Source organism: Sphingobium baderi, from assembly GCF_001456115.1.
In the GTDB taxonomy this organism is placed as follows: Bacteria; Pseudomonadota; Alphaproteobacteria; order Sphingomonadales; family Sphingomonadaceae; genus Sphingobium; species Sphingobium baderi_A.
Map to the genome: position 1 here is coordinate 997971 of NZ_CP013264.1, position 18460 is coordinate 1016430.

The 18460-nt window shown below is 61.3% G+C and carries 15 protein-coding genes and 1 tRNA gene; 8 read left to right on the top strand and 8 right to left on the bottom strand.

The features are described from left to right. Nucleotides 1-101 precede the first annotated feature (101 nt). The 4 genes from ATN00_RS05050 to ligD all read left to right on the top strand — a co-directional run bounded on the left by ATN00_RS05050 (nt 102) and on the right by ligD (nt 4990). Nucleotides 102-992 carry a LysR substrate-binding domain-containing protein gene (locus ATN00_RS05050; RefSeq protein WP_062062875.1) on the top strand — a complete coding sequence of 297 codons (891 nt, stop codon included), beginning with the start codon at nt 102-104 and terminating at the stop codon, nt 990-992. Between the two features lie 144 nt (nt 993-1136). Next, on the top strand, nt 1137-2012 hold the full coding sequence (gene ku / locus ATN00_RS05055) for a non-homologous end joining protein Ku (protein WP_062062878.1): 876 nt from the start codon (nt 1137-1139) through the stop codon (nt 2010-2012). Continuing rightward, nucleotides 2013-2486 carry an MgtC/SapB family protein gene (locus ATN00_RS05060; RefSeq protein ID WP_062062880.1) on the top strand — a complete coding sequence of 158 codons (474 nt, stop codon included), beginning with the start codon at nt 2013-2015 and terminating at the stop codon, nt 2484-2486. It abuts the gene before it with no gap. After that, nucleotides 2486-4990, top strand: coding sequence for a DNA ligase D (ligD, locus tag ATN00_RS05065; RefSeq protein ID WP_062062882.1), 2505 nt, complete (start codon nt 2486-2488; stop codon nt 4988-4990). Before ATN00_RS05060 ends, ligD begins: the two co-directional genes overlap by 1 nt. A gap of 49 nt (nt 4991-5039) precedes the next feature. On the opposite strand, the gene ATN00_RS05070 is transcribed toward ligD, so the two are convergent. Together ATN00_RS05070 and ATN00_RS05075 are read right to left on the bottom strand one after the other, a co-directional pair. Beyond that, entirely contained in the window at nt 5040-5495 is a 456-nt protein-coding gene (locus ATN00_RS05070; protein ID WP_062062885.1) for a CinA family protein, read from the bottom strand. Between the two features lie 8 nt (nt 5496-5503). Beyond that, on the bottom strand, nt 5504-5911 hold the full coding sequence (locus ATN00_RS05075; RefSeq protein WP_062068411.1) for a low affinity iron permease family protein: 408 nt from the start codon (nt 5909-5911) through the stop codon (nt 5504-5506). A 181-nt stretch (nt 5912-6092) separates the two neighbouring features. On the opposite strand from ATN00_RS05075, the gene ATN00_RS05080 reads away from it, so the two are divergent. Both ATN00_RS05080 and ATN00_RS05085 read left to right on the top strand, forming a co-directional pair. Then, nucleotides 6093-6944: an SDR family oxidoreductase gene (locus ATN00_RS05080; RefSeq protein ID WP_062062887.1), complete on the top strand. Its 852-nt coding sequence runs from the start codon at nt 6093-6095 to the stop codon at nt 6942-6944. Nucleotides 6945-7087: 143 nt separating this feature from the next. Then, nucleotides 7088-7178 (top strand) — tRNA-Ser (locus ATN00_RS05085). A 637-nt stretch (nt 7179-7815) separates the two neighbouring features. Here the strand turns inward: ATN00_RS05085 and ATN00_RS05090 are convergent. From ATN00_RS05090 to ATN00_RS05100, 3 genes are read right to left on the bottom strand one after another with little or no spacing between them, the layout of a single operon-like run. After that, a complete protein-coding gene (locus ATN00_RS05090; RefSeq protein WP_062062889.1) occupies nt 7816-9477 on the bottom strand; it encodes a recombinase family protein in 1662 nt (553 codons plus the stop codon). Beyond that, the gene (locus tag ATN00_RS05095) at nt 9474-9896 is read right to left on the bottom strand and encodes a DUF2924 domain-containing protein (protein WP_082635098.1); all 423 of its coding nucleotides are present in this window, start codon (nt 9894-9896) and stop codon (nt 9474-9476) included. The genes ATN00_RS05090 and ATN00_RS05095 overlap by 4 nt, the downstream gene beginning before the upstream one ends. Next, complete coding sequence (locus tag ATN00_RS05100) at nt 9893-10429, bottom strand: DUF3489 domain-containing protein (protein WP_062062891.1); 537 nt, start codon at nt 10427-10429, stop codon at nt 9893-9895. The genes ATN00_RS05095 and ATN00_RS05100 overlap by 4 nt, the downstream gene beginning before the upstream one ends. 141 nt (nt 10430-10570) lie before the next feature. On the opposite strand from ATN00_RS05100, the gene ATN00_RS05105 reads away from it, so the two are divergent. Next, nucleotides 10571-10876 carry a hypothetical protein gene (locus ATN00_RS05105; RefSeq protein WP_062062894.1) on the top strand — a complete coding sequence of 102 codons (306 nt, stop codon included), beginning with the start codon at nt 10571-10573 and terminating at the stop codon, nt 10874-10876. A gap of 235 nt (nt 10877-11111) precedes the next feature. Further along, a complete protein-coding gene (locus ATN00_RS24185) occupies nt 11112-11237 on the top strand; it encodes a hypothetical protein (RefSeq protein WP_257720656.1) in 126 nt (41 codons plus the stop codon). A gap of 9 nt (nt 11238-11246) precedes the next feature. On the opposite strand, the gene ATN00_RS05110 is transcribed toward ATN00_RS24185, so the two are convergent. From ATN00_RS05110 to ATN00_RS05120, 3 genes are read right to left on the bottom strand one after another with little or no spacing between them, the layout of a single operon-like run. Further along, on the bottom strand, nt 11247-12011 hold the full coding sequence (locus ATN00_RS05110) for an HNH endonuclease (protein WP_062068415.1): 765 nt from the start codon (nt 12009-12011) through the stop codon (nt 11247-11249). Nucleotides 12012-12024: 13 nt separating this feature from the next. Next, nucleotides 12025-14001, bottom strand: a complete 1977-nt coding sequence (locus ATN00_RS05115; protein WP_062062896.1) for a hypothetical protein — start codon at nt 13999-14001, stop codon at nt 12025-12027. Beyond that, nucleotides 13985-18460 carry an Eco57I restriction-modification methylase domain-containing protein gene (locus tag ATN00_RS05120; RefSeq protein WP_062062899.1) on the bottom strand — a complete coding sequence of 1492 codons (4476 nt, stop codon included), beginning with the start codon at nt 18458-18460 and terminating at the stop codon, nt 13985-13987. Before ATN00_RS05120 ends, ATN00_RS05115 begins: the two co-directional genes overlap by 17 nt.

The following is an 18460-nucleotide window of genomic DNA, read 5'->3' on the forward strand; positions in this document are numbered from 1 at the left end:
ACATTCCCGTCACGACGCCACATTCGCATCGTCCATGGCGGTTTGTATTATCTGCGTCTAATATATAATATGGCTTGATTGATATTCAGGACGACTTGATTATGGAGCTGAGGCATTTGCGCTATTTCCTCTGTGTGGCGGAAGAAATGCATTTTGGCCGCGCGGCGCTCAGGCTCGGCATTTCGCAGCCGCCCCTCAGCCAGCAGATTCGGGCGCTGGAAGACGAACTGGGCGTACGCCTCTTCGACCGGACCAGCCGCCGCGTACGCCTTACCGAAGTGGGCCGGCTGTTCGAGCCGGAAGCGCGCCAGACCCTGATGCAGGCGGAACGGGCAGTGCAGATCGCCCGCATGGCGCATCGCGCGGAGATTGGGCGGCTTGTGCTGGGCTTCACCGTATCGGGGCCTTTCGTGCCGTCGGTGGCGCGGGCGTTGTATCGGTTCCGCCAGTTCTACCCCGATGTCGAATTGATCCTCCAGGAACAGGAACGGGGCGAGCAGATCGAAAATGTCCGCAATCGCCAGCTCGATATCGGCATGGTGCGCGACTATCAAAGGCCGATCCTGCCCGATGGGCTGGTCACGCAATGCCTGCTCCAGGAAGACATGGTGCTGGCGTTGCGGGCGGATCATCGGCTGGCGGTACGTCCCGAACCGCCGCGCATCCAGGACCTGGCCAACGAACCGCTGGTTCTTTTCGGCGCGGCCAACGGCACCGGCTTTACCGAGTATTTCTTCGCGCGGTGCGAACAGGCGGGCTTTGTGCCGCAGATCGCGCATGAGGCCCGCAGCCTCGCGACATTATTGGGTCTGGTAGCCGCGGGTTTCGGCCCGACGATTATGGCTCAGTCCATGGTCAGGCTGCACATGGACAATGTCGTCAATCGCCCTTTCCATCCCCCTGTCCCCAGTTCGCTCTGGTTGATCTATAATGAGGATATTTCGCCTACGGGGCAGGCATTTCTGGACACATTGTTCGAAGAGCGGCCCTGAAAAGCGGCGCGCGCCGATCGGATTGCGGCTGTCCTTTCCGCACGCCGCCCGGCGTTTGCCCATCCCGATCACCGCCAGCCAATCTTCATGCGATCGAACGGGAACTTCCTGCACCGCCGCACGCTGATGCAGCGGAGGTTGCCTATGGCTGCGCGCGCATATTGGCAGGGCCAGATCAGGCTGGCGCTGGTGTCGATACCCGTTGAAATCTATCCGGCCACCCGATCGGGCGCGGCTGTGTCCTTTCGCCAGATTCACGAGCCTTCCGGCAAGCCCATCCGATATGAAAAGGTCGTGGCGGGCATCGGCCCTGTGGACCGCGACGAGATATTGAAAGGCTATGAGGTCTCGAAGGGCAATTATGTCCTGTTGGAAGAGGAAGAGATCGAAGCGGTAAAGATCGAAAGCCGCAAGACGCTCGAACTGGTGCAGTTCGTCGAGGCGGACGCCATCGACGTCCTCTATTATGAAAAACCCTATTTCGTGCTGCCTGCCGACGATCTGGCGGAGGAGGCCTATGCGGTGCTGCGCGATGCCCTGCGGCAGACGAAGAAGGTCGGCCTGGGCCAATTGTCCGTGCGCGGCCGGGAGCAGCTCGTGTCGCTCAAACCCTGCGGACGCGGACTGGTGCTCGAACTGCTGCGCTATGCCGATGAGGTGACGAAGGCGCAAAGCTATTTCCGCGGCCTCCCCGATGCGAAGGCCGATGCGGACATGCTCGACCTTGCCACCACGATCATCGAAAAGAAGACCGCGCCCTTCAAACCCGAAGAATTTCACGACCGCTATGTCGACGCGCTCCGCAGGCTGATCGACAAGAAGAAAAAGGCAAAAGGCAAGCGCATCATCGAGGATGTGGAGGAACCCGCCACCCATCGGGGCGGCAATGTCATCGATCTGATGGCGGCGCTCAAAAAGTCGGTGGACGGCGGCAAGCGCAGTCCACCAGCCAGCAAGCCTGCGACCAAGGCGAAGACTCCGACGAAGCGGGCTGCTCCGCCGAAACGCAAGAAGGCATGAATGGAACTGAACCCCGCGACGCCGCTGCATTTCATTGACTGGCCGATTCTCGGGCGGTTGGGGACGGCGGCGTTTTTGGGATTGCTGCTGGGCCTTGACCGGGAATTGCGGGGCCATGCGGCCGGGATGCGGACGCATGGCATCATCTGCTTCACCTGCGCGCTGATGACCATCAGCGCCATAGCCCTGCATAAACAGCTGCATGGCGAGGGCAATATCGACCCCTTGCGCGTGTTCGAGGCGTCCGCCGCCTTTACCGGCATCATCGCGGCCGGCCTCATCATGTTCAACAAGGGCGAGATCAGGAATCTCACCACCGCTGCCCATATCTGGCTGGCAGGCATGATCGGCATCGCCAGCGGCGCCGGGCAATGGCCGCTGGTCGTGAGCGCGGCGATCGTCGCGGTCGTCATGCTCACTCTGCTGCGCGTGGTGGAGGACCGCTGGATAGATCCTGGGAAGCGAAACGATTGATGGCGGACCGGGACGCCCTGGCCCCCTATAACGCCAAGCGCGATTTTGCCCGCACGCGCGAGCCCAAGGGTGTGCTCGCGAAAAAGGGCGGCAACAGCTTCGTCGTGCAGAAGCATGAAGCGACGCGGCTCCACTGGGATTTCCGGCTGGAAGTGGACGGCGTGCTCAAAAGCTGGGCTGTGACCAAGGGGCCAAGCCTCGATCCCGCCGACCGGCGGCTGGCGGTACGGACGGAGGACCACCCCTTGAGCTATGGCGATTTCGAGGGGATCATTCCCAAGGGCGAATATGGCGGCGGCACGGTGATGCTATGGGACCGAGGCACATGGGAGCCGGTCGAGGGCAAGAGCGCCGCCGACATCGACAAGGGCCACCTCCATTTCATCCTGCATGGCGAGCGGATGAAGGGGGAATGGCTGCTGGTGAAGATGAAGGGGCGATCCGGCGAGAAGCGCGAAAACTGGCTGCTTCGCAAGATCGACGACGATCAGGCGGACACGCAAACGGTTCTGGTCGACCGGGCGTTGACCAGCGTTCTGACCGGCCGGTCGATGGCGCAAATCGCCGCCGACAAGAAGGGCGCGCAGTCGCTTGCGGGCGCAAAGGGCAAGGCCTTCGCGCAGAAGATGCAGGCCGCGCGGGATCATAATGCGAAACTGAAGCCAAAGGCGCGCAAAGGCGCCGCGACCCTGCCTCGTTTCGTCAAGCCGCAACTGGCCACGCTTGTGGACAGCGTGCCGGCCGGCAATGACTGGCTGCATGAAATCAAGTTCGATGGCTATCGCGCCCTGATCGCAGTGGCGGGCGAAAAGGTGACGGTCTTTACCCGCAGCGGACTGGACTGGACCGAAAAGTTCGGGCCGCTGGTGCGGGCGATGGCCGCGCTCGCCCTGCCGCCCGCGCTGATCGACGGGGAGATCGTCGCCTTCGGCCCGGATGGCAATCCCAGCTTCTCCGCATTGCAGGCGGTGCTCAAGCGCGGCCACGGAGCGGAACGGGAGGATGCGCCCTTGAGCTTCTTCGCGTTCGATCTGTTGTCATTGGACGGTGCGGATCTGAAGCCATTGTCCACCATCGAACGCAAGGAACGGCTGGAGGCGCTGCTCCATCAGGCACAGCCACCCATTCATGTCGCCGATCATGTCATCGGCGCGGGTGAGACACTTTACCGGTCGATGTGCGAGGCGGGACAGGAAGGCATCATCTCGAAACGCGTCGACGCGCCCTATCGCGGCGAGCGGACCAGAAGCTGGGTGAAGGTGAAATGCACGCGACGCCAGGAATTCATCATCATCGGCTGGACTAAGAGCAACGCGAAAGGGCGGGGTTTCCGCTCGCTCCTCCTGGCGCAGCAGGAGGGCCGCAAACTGGTCTACAAGGGGAAGGTCGGAACCGGCTTCGACGCTCAAGGCATGGCGCATCTGGCCGAGGCGATGGAATCGCTGGAAGTGGAGGAGCCCCCGGCCGATGTCCCGCGCGAGGACGCAAGGGGCGCACGCTGGATAGCGCCGAAACTCGTCGCGGAAATCGCTTTTTCCGAATTTACGGGCGACGGTCGGGTCCGCCATGGCAGTTTCCTCGGCCTGCGCGCCGACAAGAAGGCGAAGGATGTGAAACCGGAAAAGAGCCAAACCGCTCCCGCCCCCCGAAGCGATGTCAAGATCAGCAACCGGGACCGGGTCATCTTTCCCGAAAGCGGACAGACCAAGGGGGAGCTGGCCGATTATTATTCCCGCATCGCACCCCTGATGCTGCCTTTCGCGGCCAATCGTCCGATCAGCCTCGTCCGCTGTCCGCAGGGGCGCGCCAAGAAATGCTTCTTCCAGAAGCATGACAGCGGCGCTTTTGGCGAGCATGTCCGGCAGGTCGCCATTCAGGAGAAGGACGGCGGGTCAGAAGATTATATCTATGTCGAGGATGCGGACGGCTTGCTTGCCTGCGTGCAGATGGGGACGATCGAGTTTCATGGCTGGGAGAGCCGGGCCGATGCCGTGGAAAAGCCCGACCGGATGATCTTCGATCTCGATCCCGATGAGGGACTGGATTTTGGCGCGGTGAAGCGCGCCGCGCGGGATATTCACGACCGGCTGAGCGACATCGGCCTCGTCTCCTTCGCGATGCTGTCGGGCGGAAAGGGCGTGCATGTGGTAGTGCCGCTGACGCCGGGCCATGACTGGGACAGCCACAAGGATTTTGCCAGCCGCTTCGCCCAGGCCCTGAGCGTGACCGAGCCGGAACGCTTCGTCGCGACCATGAGCAAGGCGAAACGCAAGGGACGGATCTTCATCGACTGGCTCCGCAACCAGCGGGGCAGCACGGCGATCCTGCCCTATTCGGCGCGTGCGCGTGCCGGTGCGCCCGTGGCGGTGCCGATCGGGTGGGACGAGATGGAGGAGATGAAAGACGCCCATCCGTTCGGCATCGGCGATGCGGAAAGACTGATCGACCGCGCGGACAGCCTCAAAGGTTGGGGCTTTGCCACGCAGAGGCTTCCTGAAATATGAATTTCAGCCGATTCGAGGCGGGAGCCCCCCGCATGACTCCCCTTCGCATTCAGGCCGCGATCAGATGCACCGCATTGGGCTTTGCGAGGGGCAGGCCGCCGGCCTTTGCCTGCGCCAGCAGTTCCTCTTTCCGCGCGAGCAACTGGTCCCGTAATGCGACAAGATCGACATCGGTCTTGCGGCACTGGGGTCTGCGGCATTGGGCGAACATGCCTTCGGAGGGCATTTCGCCATCGCCAGCGCGATAGGCTGGCTTACCGCGCCCTCCATCGATAGACTTGCGGGGAATGCCCAGAAGGCTGGCCTTGGCTTCGTCGCTATAAACGATGAAGCCGCGTTCGAAGGCATGGCTGGTCCCTTCTACATCGGTGAGGACGGCGCCGATCAGCCCGCCGGTGCAACTTTCGGCCGTCGCCAGTGTCAGGTGCCGCCTGCACGCCTCTTCGAGCAGGCGACGCGCCAGGACGTCAATATCTTCAGGCAGGTGGTCGACAAGCGGTTCCATGGCCTTTCCTACCGGCGGGCAAGGAGCCGGCCGACGGACGCATGGGGCGGCGGCCGGTCCGCCATTTCCTCTTGATCCTTTTCGAGCTGGGACCGGATCGCTTCGATTTCGGTATCGGTCAGATGCTCGATGCCGATGAACTCCACGCGCGCATCCACCATCGCCCGAAGCAGTTCGTCGAGTTTGGCCTGCATCGCGCAGGCATCCCGGTTCTGCGTGTTCTGGACCAGGAACACCATGAGGAAGGTTATGATGGTCGTGCCTGTGTTGATCACCAGCTGCCATACCTCCGAAAAGGCGAATAGCGGCCCGGTCGCTGCCCACAACAGGACAAGAGCGGCGGCCAGAATGAACGTCGCTGGCTTTCCCGCAAGGAAGGCGATGCGTCCGGCGATCCTGGTGAAGAACTTATTCATGGCCCAGATCCTCATGCCCATAGGGTTGATGCCGACCAGAAACGCCGACCGTGCCGCGAGGTTCATTTCGCGGCGGACGATATCATCAGGCCTGCCGTGCCGTGGGTGAGGTAGGGCGTCGAGACGCCGTTTGAACTCAGGCCAGCGAGATTCGTTTGTTGGAAAGCGAAGGAGAATCCCGATGTCCGAGATGACCGACATGATTCATGAAGACCCGCTTCCCGGCCATGAAAGCAGGCTGGAGCCGCAGCCCGAATGGGAGCCACGCTATCCCGGCTCGGGCCGTCTTGCCGGCAAGGTGGCGATCGTCACCGGCGGCGACAGCGGCATAGGCCGGGCGGTCGCCGCGCTTTATGCGCGCGAAGGCGCAGACGTGGCCATCCTCTATCTGTGCGAGCATGACGACGCGAAAAAGACCGTGGAGATCGTCGAAAGCGAAGGCGCCCGCGCCATCGCGATCGCCGGGGATCTGGGAAGCAAAGCCTTTTGCGGCCGGGCAGTCGATCAGGTCATGAAGGAATTGGGAAGCATAGACATTCTCGTCAACAATGCGGGCGAGCAGCATCCGGACGAAGACATAACCGACATTAGCGAGGAACAGCTGCGCCGCACGTTCCAGACGAATATCTTCAGCATGTTCTTTCTCACCCAGGCGGCGCGCCCGCATCTGAGGCGCGGGGCCGCAGTCATCAATTGCACGTCCGTTACAATGTATCAGGGTTCGGGCGAGCTGCTGGATTATTCAAGCACCAAGGGCGCTATTACCGCTTTCACCCGTTCCCTGTCCGAAAGCCTGATCGGGGATGGCATTCGGGCAAACGCCGTAGCGCCCGGCCCCATCTGGACCCCGCTCAACCCCTGCGGCGGCGCGAGTCCGGAAAAGCTGGAGCATTTTGGCGAATCCACGCCGATGGGCCGTCCGGGCCAGCCCAATGAAGTGGCGCCCAGTTTCCTTTTCCTGGCCTGCGACGATGCCAGCTATATGTCGGGTCAGGTGCTGCATCCCAATGGCGGAACCATCGTGAATGGGTAGGGTGGAATGTGAAAAGGCCACGGGTATGAACGGAGGCAAGGATATGGCCGACCTTGGGAAAATCGCAGGATGTGAATTAAAGTAAAGGTGACGCCTTGCCTCTTGCTCTGGCTCGCGATAGGGAGCCGCCTTCCAGCGCATGCGGAGCGGTGGCCGAGTGGTCGAAGGCGCTCGCCTGGAAAGTGAGTATACGTCAAAAGCGTATCGAGGGTTCGAATCCCTCCCGCTCCGCCACACACCACTAAGTTATTGATATAAAAAGAAAAAACCTCGGAAAGTGGCGCGGTTCCGCGCCGTTTGCGGAGATGGCCCGGTCTGCAGAGAGCGTATCAGGGGCAACAATTGGTCGCTCCGACGGCTTTTTCTCCGTCGCCCATTTCGGCAGTACGGAGTGGCCGAAGCGATGGGTACATCATGTGCGCGATCGCAGGAGGGCCCCGATCCACCAGAGATGGCAATCTTGTAGCGGTTGTTGCAGGCTGCAGGAATTCTCTCGGTACGGACTTATTGCCTGGCAGGAGGTCTGCCACACAGACCGGACTTACCGATGCGGGACTATATTTATCGCGTGATTTCCGATGGTTACACGACTCCAGTCTGGCGTTTCGAATCTCTTTTCCTCCGCCACACATAAGTCGTTGATACAGAGCGATTTTCTTTCCCGCCGAAAGGCGCGCGGTTCCGCGCCATTTGGAGAGGTGGCCCGGTCTGCAGAGAGCAGATGGAGCGCAAGATTCGAGCGGTCAGGCGGCTTTTTCTCTGTCGCCCAATTTGGCAGTACGGAGTGAGGGTGCCGCATGGCGTGCTCGCGTTGGTCCTGCAACGCAAAGCGGCGCCGAAGCGCCGTTGGTATCGTGATGGATGGATACCGTCACATCCCGAACAGGGCGATCTGCTCGTCCCAGTCGATCGGCAGACTGGCGGTGCGTAATGATGTCGCGCTGACCGATGCAGGCTGGGTCCCGGCGAGGATGGCCTTGACGATCGAGGGCGCGAGAAAGTTCAGCCGGACGAGGCGCGATACCCAGGAGTCATTGACCTTTTCCTCGCGGGCGATTGTGGCGATGTCGATCGTGCCGTTCTGAAGCTGTTGCCACCACCCTCGCCCCTTGCGCAGCAACTCGACGAGGCCGGGATCGGGCCTGTCCTGTAAGACCGGTCGGCCATCACGCTGAACCAGCCGGATGGCTCGGCCGGTGTGGGTCAGGCGAACCGGCGAGGTGAGCGGGATCGAGGTCTGTGTATCTGCCGGATGCTCTACAGCCAGAGTTGTGCATAGCGTCGTGACTGACAGCTCAACCGATATCTCGCGTGCTTGGACGGCGACCTTTGCTACAAGATCGCGGATCGTATCGCGCTGCTTGCCGCGGATGGAAGTGGCAAGCTGTTCGGCCTGTTTGAGGATCATACGCAGACGATCGCTTTCGAGCGGTATCCCTGCTTGCGCGAGCAGGGCCAGCGGATCATCGAGCGCCTCGGCCAGAAGCTGGCTGACGGCTGCCTCGATCTCCAGCGCTGGTATTCGTAGGCCGTCGGTCGACCTTGCGTCTGGATCATGCTGGAGCGACCGGCTCACATAGTAACGATAGCGGACCTTCCCCTTGCAGGCATGGACAGCAACCAGCGGTTCGCCGTGCTGATCGAAGACGCGGCCCGCAAGCAGGCTGGGCGACTGTGCCGTGCCGCCTGACCTCTCACCCTGCAGATTGGCGGCAAGCATCCGCTGGACGCTGTCCCAGGTTGCACGATCGATGATCGCCTCATGTTTTCCGGCATGGACCTGCCCCTTGTGATGGATCTCGCCGATGTAGATCGGATTGGAGAGGAGCTTATAGATCTGCCCCCGGGTGAACGGACGGCCACCTATCGCCCTCCCGGTCGTGGCAATGCGCTCAGGAGCAATGATACCTTCGCGGGTCAGTTCGCAGGCAACCAGGCGAACATTCCCCAGATCGAGGTAACGCGCGAAGAGGTGTCGGACGATTTCGGCATGCTCTTCGACGATCGCCAGCGTCCTGCCATCGGGCTTGTAGCCAAGCGGCGGGTTGCCACCCATCCACATGCCACGCGCCTTGGATGCGGCGATCTTGTCGCGGATGCGTTCTGCGGTGACCTCGCGTTCGAACTGGGCGAAGGAGAGCAGCATGTTGAGCGTGAGCCGGCCCATGCTGTTGGTCGTGTTGAACGACTGGGTCACCGAGACGAAGGATACGTTCGCCTTGTCGAAGGCCTCGACCAGCTTCGCGAAGTCCAGCAGCGAGCGGCTCAGCCGGTCGACCTTGTAGACGATCACGATGTCGATCCTGCCGGCCTCGATGTCCTTCATCAGCCGCTGCAGCGCTGGCCGTTCCAGCGTTCCACCCGACAGCCCGCCGTCATCATACTCATCGGGTAGCAGCGTCCAGCCTTCGGACGCCTGGCTGAGGATATAGGCGGCGCAGGCCTCGCGCTGCGCATGGAGTGAGTTGAAGTCCTGCTCAAGACCCTCCTCGCTCGATTTTCGCGTGTAGATCGCGCAGCGGATTTTCTTCATGCCGCTGCCTTTCGCTGTTTGAGGCCAAAGAAGGCAGGACCCGACCAGCGCGTACCGGTGATGGCGCGGGCTACCTCGCTGAGGCTTTTCCAGCGCTGCCCGTTCCACTGGATCGCGCCGGTATCATCGACCGTGACGACATGCACTTTGCCCTGCCATTCGCGGACCAGCCGCAGGCCGGGCGCGAGCGGCATCGCACGCGGGCGAGCATCACCCGATCCTTCCAGCTGCAGTCGGACAGAGCGCGACAGGCCACCCTTTGCCCTGGCCTGTATCTCGTAGCCCAAAGCAAGCCGCAGCATGGCAACGCTGAGTCGAGGCACCGGACGACCGGTGAGTTTTGCCCACCGGGCCTGTAGCTTGCTGCGGGACATGTCCGCGATGTCCCGCAGCGCTTGATCGACACCGGCCACGATCATACCTCCGCCGCGATGCGGTAGCAGGTCGTATCTCCGCGTTTGTCCTTCGCGATGCTATGGCCCTTCTTCCGGAGGCCGGTCAGCGCGGCGCGGGTGGTGTGGGGCAACCAGCCAGTGGCCGCGATCATCTCGTCGAGCGTGGCGCCCTCATCGCGCCGAAGGAGTGACAGCACCGTGCCAATCTTGCTGACCGGGCGGGATGAAGGTTCAGATTCGGGACGCGACTTCTCCCCGGGTTCTTCGGGCGACCGAGCTTCTCCTTCGTCCTGACCTGCGCCAATGGCGGCTCGGCCAGCGGCAGTGATCTGCACATCAATCAGCTGGTTCTTGTCTGCCGGCCACAGATCGCTGATATCCGAAGCATCGGCTTTCGCCGCCAGGCCGCGCCGGAGAAGGGATTTGATAGCCTTGTCAACTGCGGGTGTACGTTCGCCGATGCTGTCCGGTGGCGGCAGCAAACTGCCGTCGTCGCGCTGTGAAGCGGTCGACAGAAGGATGAGTTGAAGGTCGTTGAGGCGTAGGGTTTTGGTCATGGATGGTGCTCCTGCTTCGGAGCGGCAGCGCGCCGCTCCCACCACCCGAAGCCCCGCCGGTCATGCCGGTCGGGGTAGCGGCCGATCTGACCGGCCGCGATTCAGTGATGACAGTAATGCTTCGTTCCTCCGTGAAGTCGAATGGAATATGCGAATACGCTGCAAAAGCTGGATCTGGACTTCGTCGATCCTCTGCGGCTTCGTCGGACCATGTCCGAAGACGCCGAAGCCTGCCGCGCGATTATCCGCCGATTGTTCTATCTTGTCACGATCGCCGCCGAAGACGCGGCGGCAGTGGCGGTCGAGGGACAGTCCAGGAGATTGTCGCCCGATCAAGCGAGGGCTTACGCAGCCAGGTTTCGGGAAATGGGCATAAGGATCGAAATCCTCTCGTCGGCAATTACAGAATTAATTGACGGCGTTGGAAAAGATGATGAGACCACCTGATTACTGCGACTGTCGGGCTATAGGGACTGACCGGCAAGTTCGGTTGCCAGGAAGGCTTAAACCAGCCCTTTGCGTTCAGCCACATTTTGACGAAGACTAGAAGAAGACATGCGTTCAGTCACACTGTTCACTCCCTTCACGCGCAAGTTTCGCGAATTCGGCACCTCGTGATAAATCTTCCGTGAAGTAAGTTGTGGCAATCGGTAAGCTCTACGAATTTTGTGGGAGGATTCACATGACAGGCGAGCTCGGCAAGGCGAGTGACGATTTGGCAGCACCTGCAGCCACCGACCAAGAGTTGTCGGAAATCGGCATCGCCATTCAGACCTTGCAGGACAAGGGGTGGCTCGCGAGCGCCTGATCCGTTGTCCTAAGCTACTCCTTGGCTGACGAAGAGGTTAGTGCGGTGCCAGATCAGGCGCTTCCGATGTTTGTCGGTCAACGGGATCGGATCCTGCCAGCGCAATTCGGCGCGAGCGCTCTCGCTCAAGGAAGGTGAGAATTGCGGCTGGCCTTCGTCATCGAACGTCACCAGCCCTCGATCGAAGGCAGCATCCCATAAGGCCGAGAGCAGAAGGCCGTTGTGAACGTCCAAGCGCCCGGCGTCGCTCGTGCAATCCTTCCACGGCACGATGTGCGACGCGCGCAGCAGCGCCGTATCGGTGATGCCGGTCAGCGGGCATTGGCCCTGCCAATAGTCGATCAGGCCCGAGCGGAAGATGTCCTGACCAATTCGCTGGACGATGACACGTTCGGCCTCGGTCGTCTTCGGCAGGTTCTTGACCTTCGTCTCGAACTCCTGAAGCGGTGCATCAGGAAGGCTCGCCGCAAGCTGGTAGATGCGCGGCAACACCGCATAGACTTGTCCCAGCGTCTCGCAGGCGTAGCGGGCAAGACCTGGTCCCGGCATGTCAACGACGGGTATATCGAGCTCTTCAACGACGCCCGCATGATCGAGGGCGAGAAACCACGGGCCCTGTGCGCCTGCCGCGGCGAGATGGATCGTGCCGGGCACCGTGGTCGAGCTGAAGCCCGCCCAGCCCCCGCATTCGCCCAGCTTGCGGCGGAAGCCATTCTGGAACGCGACCTTGTCGCATTCCTGGCGGATGACGAAGGGCTGCGGCGCTTCGATCATTGCATATTGATCCTCATAGGTCGCAGCCCAACAACCGCTCGCGGCCAGGCGCGCCGCGCAAAACCGCACGCCGCCAAGGCTCTTTGTTGATATCCTGCGGCGGCCTTGTCGTCGTTGTGATCAAATACTGAAAAGTACCACCCGCCAACTCTTCTTCGAGTGCCCGCAAAAGCCGGAAATGCTCATCATAGATCGTTTGCCCCAAATCGGCCTCGCGCGGACTATCGTGGATCAGAAACGCGGGGATGCGCGTTCGGCCTTCAATACTCAGGCAAAGACAAGCCAGATCGAAGGCGAGCACTTTCAAAGACTGAATGGCCGCTGTTCGCCTGTCGCCCCCGGCCTCAACACCAATCTCAAGACCTTTGCCGGTCAGACGCACGATACCCTTAGCGTCCTCACCGAGCAGGCGCTGAATGACCGCTGAAAATTTCTGCGATATAGCACCGATAGCCTTTGCCTGTTTATCCTCGAACCCCCGAAGTTGTTCGCGGACGCGTTGCAAGTTTTCTTCCAGTTTTGTGATCGCGGATTCGGCGCGTGCCAGCTCATCGACAAGTTCTGTGGAACGCTGAACATCTTCAACATTTCGGGTAGCTGTGCGCCAGCTTGTGCTTCGAGCGTCAGTAGCCTTCTCAAGGCGATCCACGCGCTCTTCCGCTTGCTGCGCCTTCTGGCTGGCCAGAGCGATTTTGGGCTTTAGGGCAGAAATTTCAGCCTTAATGCTAGCTATCGTTTGTCGCTGGGCCTCAATTTCCTGACGTTTCGCATCCCATCGCGCGCGACACTGGGCTTGATCAGGCAGTTTGTGGGACAGATTGCAGCCATCCGCCAGCGCTGTGTCGATTGGCACCTCGCAGATGGGACAGACCGGACTAGCCGCAGATTGAGCGGCTGCCGAAAGCCCCGGAATTTCACTGCTCATCTGCGTGAGTAGCTTTTCTTCGAGAGGCAACTTCGCATCGAGTTCAGCGGCCTTCAGCTCAGTGTCGCGCAATGCAATGCGCGCATTTTGAGAGGTACGCCTCGCTCCATCGAGTTCGGCGCTAACTCCTGATGGAAGTTTTGCCGCCGCTGCGAGTTTCTCCTCCGCGACCGACTTCAGGGTCTCCAGAAGAAGAGGCGTGTCCGGCAATGCTGCATCGCCAAGACCGAGATCGCGAACGAGGCGTGCCAGGCGCCGCCCTTGATCCCATTCGAGAAAAGACCTTTGCCGTTTTGCTTGATCGAGTTGGCTTGCAAGGTCCTGTTCCTGGCGCCGTGCGGCTTGCTCTTCTTCCGTAATAGCGTTCAGAAACGCCCGCATCGCAAGCAAACGAGGCCCCTTGGCGTCACCACTTCCGGGTTGTGGCGTATCCGATCCTGATGCCGACGAGCGCCAGTCGAGGACGTCGTCAAAACGGCATTCCTGATCGCGCGCCGCCCACGCGAGAGCAACCGGCCAGGCCCGCTGACCAACCGAAAGTCGCGCCAACTGGGAGGTCCCTTCGCCAAGGATCGTGGCCTCGATGGCGTCGATGAGCGGCTCTATGCCGGTCGCCGTTCCCTCCATCTTCGCAACAATATCGAGGTTGCCGTTCACAATAGCGAAGTGCTTGCGGGCAATGCCGAGCGGCCTCGTTACCGCCCAGCACACTCCGTCAAGCATCACTTCAGCACCGACGACGCCGTTCAGAAATGTCGTGGAGATGGCATCGCGCTGGACCTCATCGGCGAAGCGGGACTCACCGAGGCAATACCGCAGCAAACGGCAGAACAGCGTCTTCCCGCTGCCATGGCCGATTGCACGTCCGCCCCCTTCCGGATCGTCATCTCCGTCAGGCGACCAGATGATGTTTAGCCCGGGCCGCAACTCGATGTCTCGAATGATCTCGCCGCCCGGTTCTTTCCAGATTTTCAGCCGTCGCACCCAAAGCCTCGGCTCCGTGAGGTTTTTCGGAACCTCAACGTTCAGTGGCTGAACCGGAAAGAGATCATCCTGCTGCGACATTTGCGATCCAGTCCCAGATCTCGCCGGGAGCAGCCTTCATGGTTGCGTCGATGTCCAGGTTTCGCAGCGCGTTGATGACAAACCCGGCGCGCCCTTCTGGCCAGCCCGCCGTGTCAAAGGCATCCAGACCTGTGCCTGGCGCCCAGGTTCCCTCTGCAAGGTCCTCGATCAGTCGACCGTTGCCACGATGGTTTGTGATGGCGGCATTCCACCCCGGCGTGGTCCGGGCGGCGAAGCCGACGACATTCCCGGAGCGAGGCTCTGCCTCCTGGCCCACCAGCCGCCGCCATTGGGCTTGATCCTGAGGCGGAAGAAGCGGTGTAAAAAGGTAGGGCTCAAGCATGATCGCCGCGGTCAGACGGACGGTGCGGATTGGTGTTGGACCATCCAACGACTTCAAAATCGCCGCCAGTGCCGCCGACGGATCGTGCTGCGGAGACGGCACCGCGCGAGCCCAGGCAGCGTCGGAAATTTGCTCGAGCGGCGGAAGCTGGATGCGTTGCCGCAATGGAGCGACGTCGAAATCCTCCGCACCATGACAAAGGCTGATGTCAGCGGGCGGCGGGGACAAAGGCGTCTGGTACGCCATACCTGATGCCTTCGCCTTCGCCATCGCGTCGTAGGCGGTCAGAACCAGCCGCTTGGTGCGGAACTCGCCATGGTCGCGCTCTTCATATTTTCGGAGGACGGTGAACGAGTTCAGGACCCAGTCGGATTGCTCCCTATCCAAACCATAGAGGTGCAAGACTGCCGCATCGATTTCTGCCTGGAGGATTTGACGGCGCGATGGATTCCATCTGAATGGAGGTGTTTCCCTTCCAATACTTTTTGCGAGGCTTTGGAGTTCCCAATTCGTGTAGAAGAGCTCGATTGCGCGATTGTTCAACCAAGCACGAACCTCCTCCCCAAGCCATGCAGGTGCCCCCTCAAGCTTGGCGCGCTCAAGCATTGGCAACTGTTCAACAATAAAAAATGTCATTCTGCTGGATTTCTGACGAACCGCGTAGTCGACCACCAAGCTTGAGAGAGTGGCAGAGAGCGCCAGTGCGTCTTTGGCAGAGGTATCGGTTGTCAAATAGGGGGAAGCGTGCCCCATTGCTGTTAGCGGCAGGATCGTACCAATGAATGTCCGTTCTGACGGGCCTACGTCTCTCCACGAGAATAACCAAGGCCTTCCAGCGTCCTCGCCAAGCGTCTCCTTGGCCAGTTGAGCATCTACCCAGTAACGAGGCTGAATTCGATATTTCGCTGAGTTGTGCTTTTCATCTGAGACCCTAGGAAGAACGCCCTTGTTGGCCTGCTTCTCGGTCTGATTTTCATAGGTGCCGTACCGGTGGTCGAAGTGCCAGAACATCTTGCCCTCATAAAGAGGGTAGACCTGTCGACCGTCACGAAGCACCGCGAGCGCGCCCCGACGTTCTTCAATTAGTGGTGCAACCGCCTCATGGTCTATGAAGTGGCCAGAGTCATTTGCCATATCGAACATTCGCCTGAACCGGACATTCCAATCGTTTCGGAGAACCGTGCTGTCTTGCTTCTCGACTAGAATCGGCGCAGCCGTGTGGATGGCAGCCGTGACTTTCGCGTCTCTCGACCACCGAAAGGCGGGAAGGTTTAGGGTGTTCGGGTTGATGGCCCTGATTTCATCGACGGTGAGCGCGTACCGCTTTGCGGGATCGGCAATTTCTGCAGGCTGCCTGATATGTGCCGTGAACCACGGCTGCTCGATCTTGACCTGAGTGCCGCCGATGGTGAGCAGCCCGAACTTCGTTTCGTTGTGCACATCCTTGAAGATCTTGTCTTCGTTCTCGAAGCCGTAGAACGAGACCAGAGATTTCTCCGACAAGAGCTGGCGCAGGAACTCTCGGTAGGTGAAGCCGACCACCAGACCATTCGGAATGATCAGGCCAGCTCGCCCCGTGGGATGGAGGGCCTGCCAAGCAAGATCGGTGAACACGGCGTAGGTGTTGACGTCTCCGACGCCGCCTCGCGGGAAGCGCCCGGACTCGCGCATGAAATGGCTTTCGGTCGCGGCGGTTCTCAGCGCGTCCTGCCATTCTCTAGCCAGGCGCGGGTTGGTTTCGTCCAGCCGTTCGATCAGCTTCTTGCGCGCGGCGGCATTCTTCGCCGTTGCAATTTCGGCATCCCGAAGCGCGAAAAACTCCTGTTCCTGAAGTTTGACACGCTCCCACGGCGGATTGCCAAGCACAACGTCGAAGCCGCCCCGCTGCATGATATCCGGAAACTCAAGCGGCCAATGGAAGGCGCGCGCCTCGCGCGCGACCTTGGGCGCATCAACCATCGCGTTCCGGATCTTGCCCTGATTGAGCGCCATCCAGATTTCTTCGGTTGTCGGGACGGTTCGCTCTGACGGGCCTGTTGGAGCGTGGCCAGTCTTGGGCAGCAGGAACGCTGCGATAAAAAGGTCGCAGGCGGCCTTTGCGCGGACGAAGTCCTGCTTTTTGCGAAGTTCCTTGAAGCGTGCGGCTTTAGTGCCGATTTCCTCCAGTGTGTCTTCGGGCAGCTCACGGAAGCCAGAGAAGTCGACCGCGAACGGCTTGGTCTCGGGCAGTTCGTTGAGGCCGGTGCTAAAATCGAAACCGCCTTGGCCGGTTTTTGCCGCAGCGTTTATCTTCTTGTAGATGCTGGCGATGTCCTTGTCGTCGCCCGTCAGCGGTTTGTACGCGGCATCAGGAATGCCCTCCTCCAGCACCTTCAGGTCGAAGACGCCGAGCAGTGCGTCGCCGCAGCGGATCTGCGCGTCGAAGAAGCCCAGCGGTAGTCCGGGGTCGACCGTCTCGATCCAGAGCGCGACCTTGGTCAGCTCCACCGCCATCGGGTTGCGGTCCACCCCGTGGATGCAGCAGCGCGCTACATCGCGCAGGGCATGGCGGAAGTCGTCCATCGAAGGCGTGCCCTCGGCCCGGATGCGTGCGAGCCGCGTGGCGATGCGACGGGCGGCGGCCAACAGGAAGTGGCCAGAGCCGCAGGCAGGGTCGATGACCGAAAGCTTCAGCAGCGCCTTGGCGGGATCGTCCGCCTCGGCCTCGGTCTTGTCGAGCACGGGATCGAGTGCGGTATCGAGTAGCGCCTGAACCAGGCTGTCGGGCGTGTAGTAGGACCCAGTGGTCTTACGCTGGTTGCCCTTCTGCTCAGCTGCCTCGGACGCGAATACGAGCGTCTTGCCATCATCGCCCAGCTGCGGCTGGAGTTCGAGGAGGGACTCGTAGACCGAGCCCAGTTCCTCGGTTTCCATCGCACGCCAGTTGACGGGGACCATGCCGGTTCTATCGGCAAGCCAGGAGAGGCGATAGAGCGCCTCCATGAAGGCCCGGTTGCGCAGGCGGGCGGTTTCGAGGTGGGGCAGCCTGTCTTCGGCGAAGAGGCCGCCGAGCGCCGGCAGCGCAAGCGCCTCCTGCCCATGGGCGAGCGCGCGGAAGACGATCTTGATGCCCTCGTAGCGGTCGTGATGCTTGTCCCAGGTGGCGGCGCGGTAGCACTGCTTGCGCAGGGCGGCGAGGCTATAGCCCTGCGCGTAAAGCGCGCGTGCGTCGGTCTTTGACTTCGTGGGATGAAGGAGGTTCCGGTCCTCGGCGACCATCAGGAAGATCAGCCGGTAGACGAGGCGGAGGAGCTCGTTGAACCAGGCGGTGAGGTTCACCTCGCCGGATTTCAGCTTGGCGGCGAGGCCGGGGTTGGCCTCGAGGAAGCCCGAGCCCAGAACCTTGAGAGCAATCTGGACCTGGGCTGCTAGGCGCTCGCGGGCGGCCTCGCCCTCGCGCGTGCCGGACTCGCGCCAGCGTTCGAGGGGGCAATCGGTGGCCGGGGTGCCTGCGGTGCCGAAACGGGACCGGTGGATCAGCAGCCAGAGTGCGGCGAAGGATGCGATGTCCTCGGTCGAGAAGATCTGGGCGAGATCGGCTTCGATGTACGCCGGGCGCGTCAGGGACGCGTTGTCCCGCATGAGCCGAAGGTGGATACCATTGGTGACGATGCCCCACAGCGCTTCCTCGGAGTCGTTGAGGTAGTCCTGAAGGGCGAAAGCGGGCGAGCGGGAGCGGTCGACGGACAGGGTCGGGCTGCGGCGGTCCAGCGTCTCGCTCGGCGGGACCACGACCATGGCGACCCGGCCGCTCGCGATCATGGCGAGCGGCGCGGCGGCAGGAGTCAGGTCATGAAAGCCGAAGGTCTCCTTGAAGAAGCCCGCTACGAAACGGCGGGTGGCGTCCTGCGACGGCGCGTCGAGTTTCGCGAAGGCATCAATATGTGATTGCCCGACGCGGAACGCCGTCGAGATTTCCTCGCGGATCGTGAGACCCTTGCGGACGGCGTAGTCCTCCGGCGCCTGTTCCGGGGCATCACGCTGATCGATCCTCGCGATCATCGCGGGCGCGATCAGGTTGCCCTCGAGGCTGAGCGAGGGCCATGCGGACATATCGGAGATCGATTTGCGCGCCAT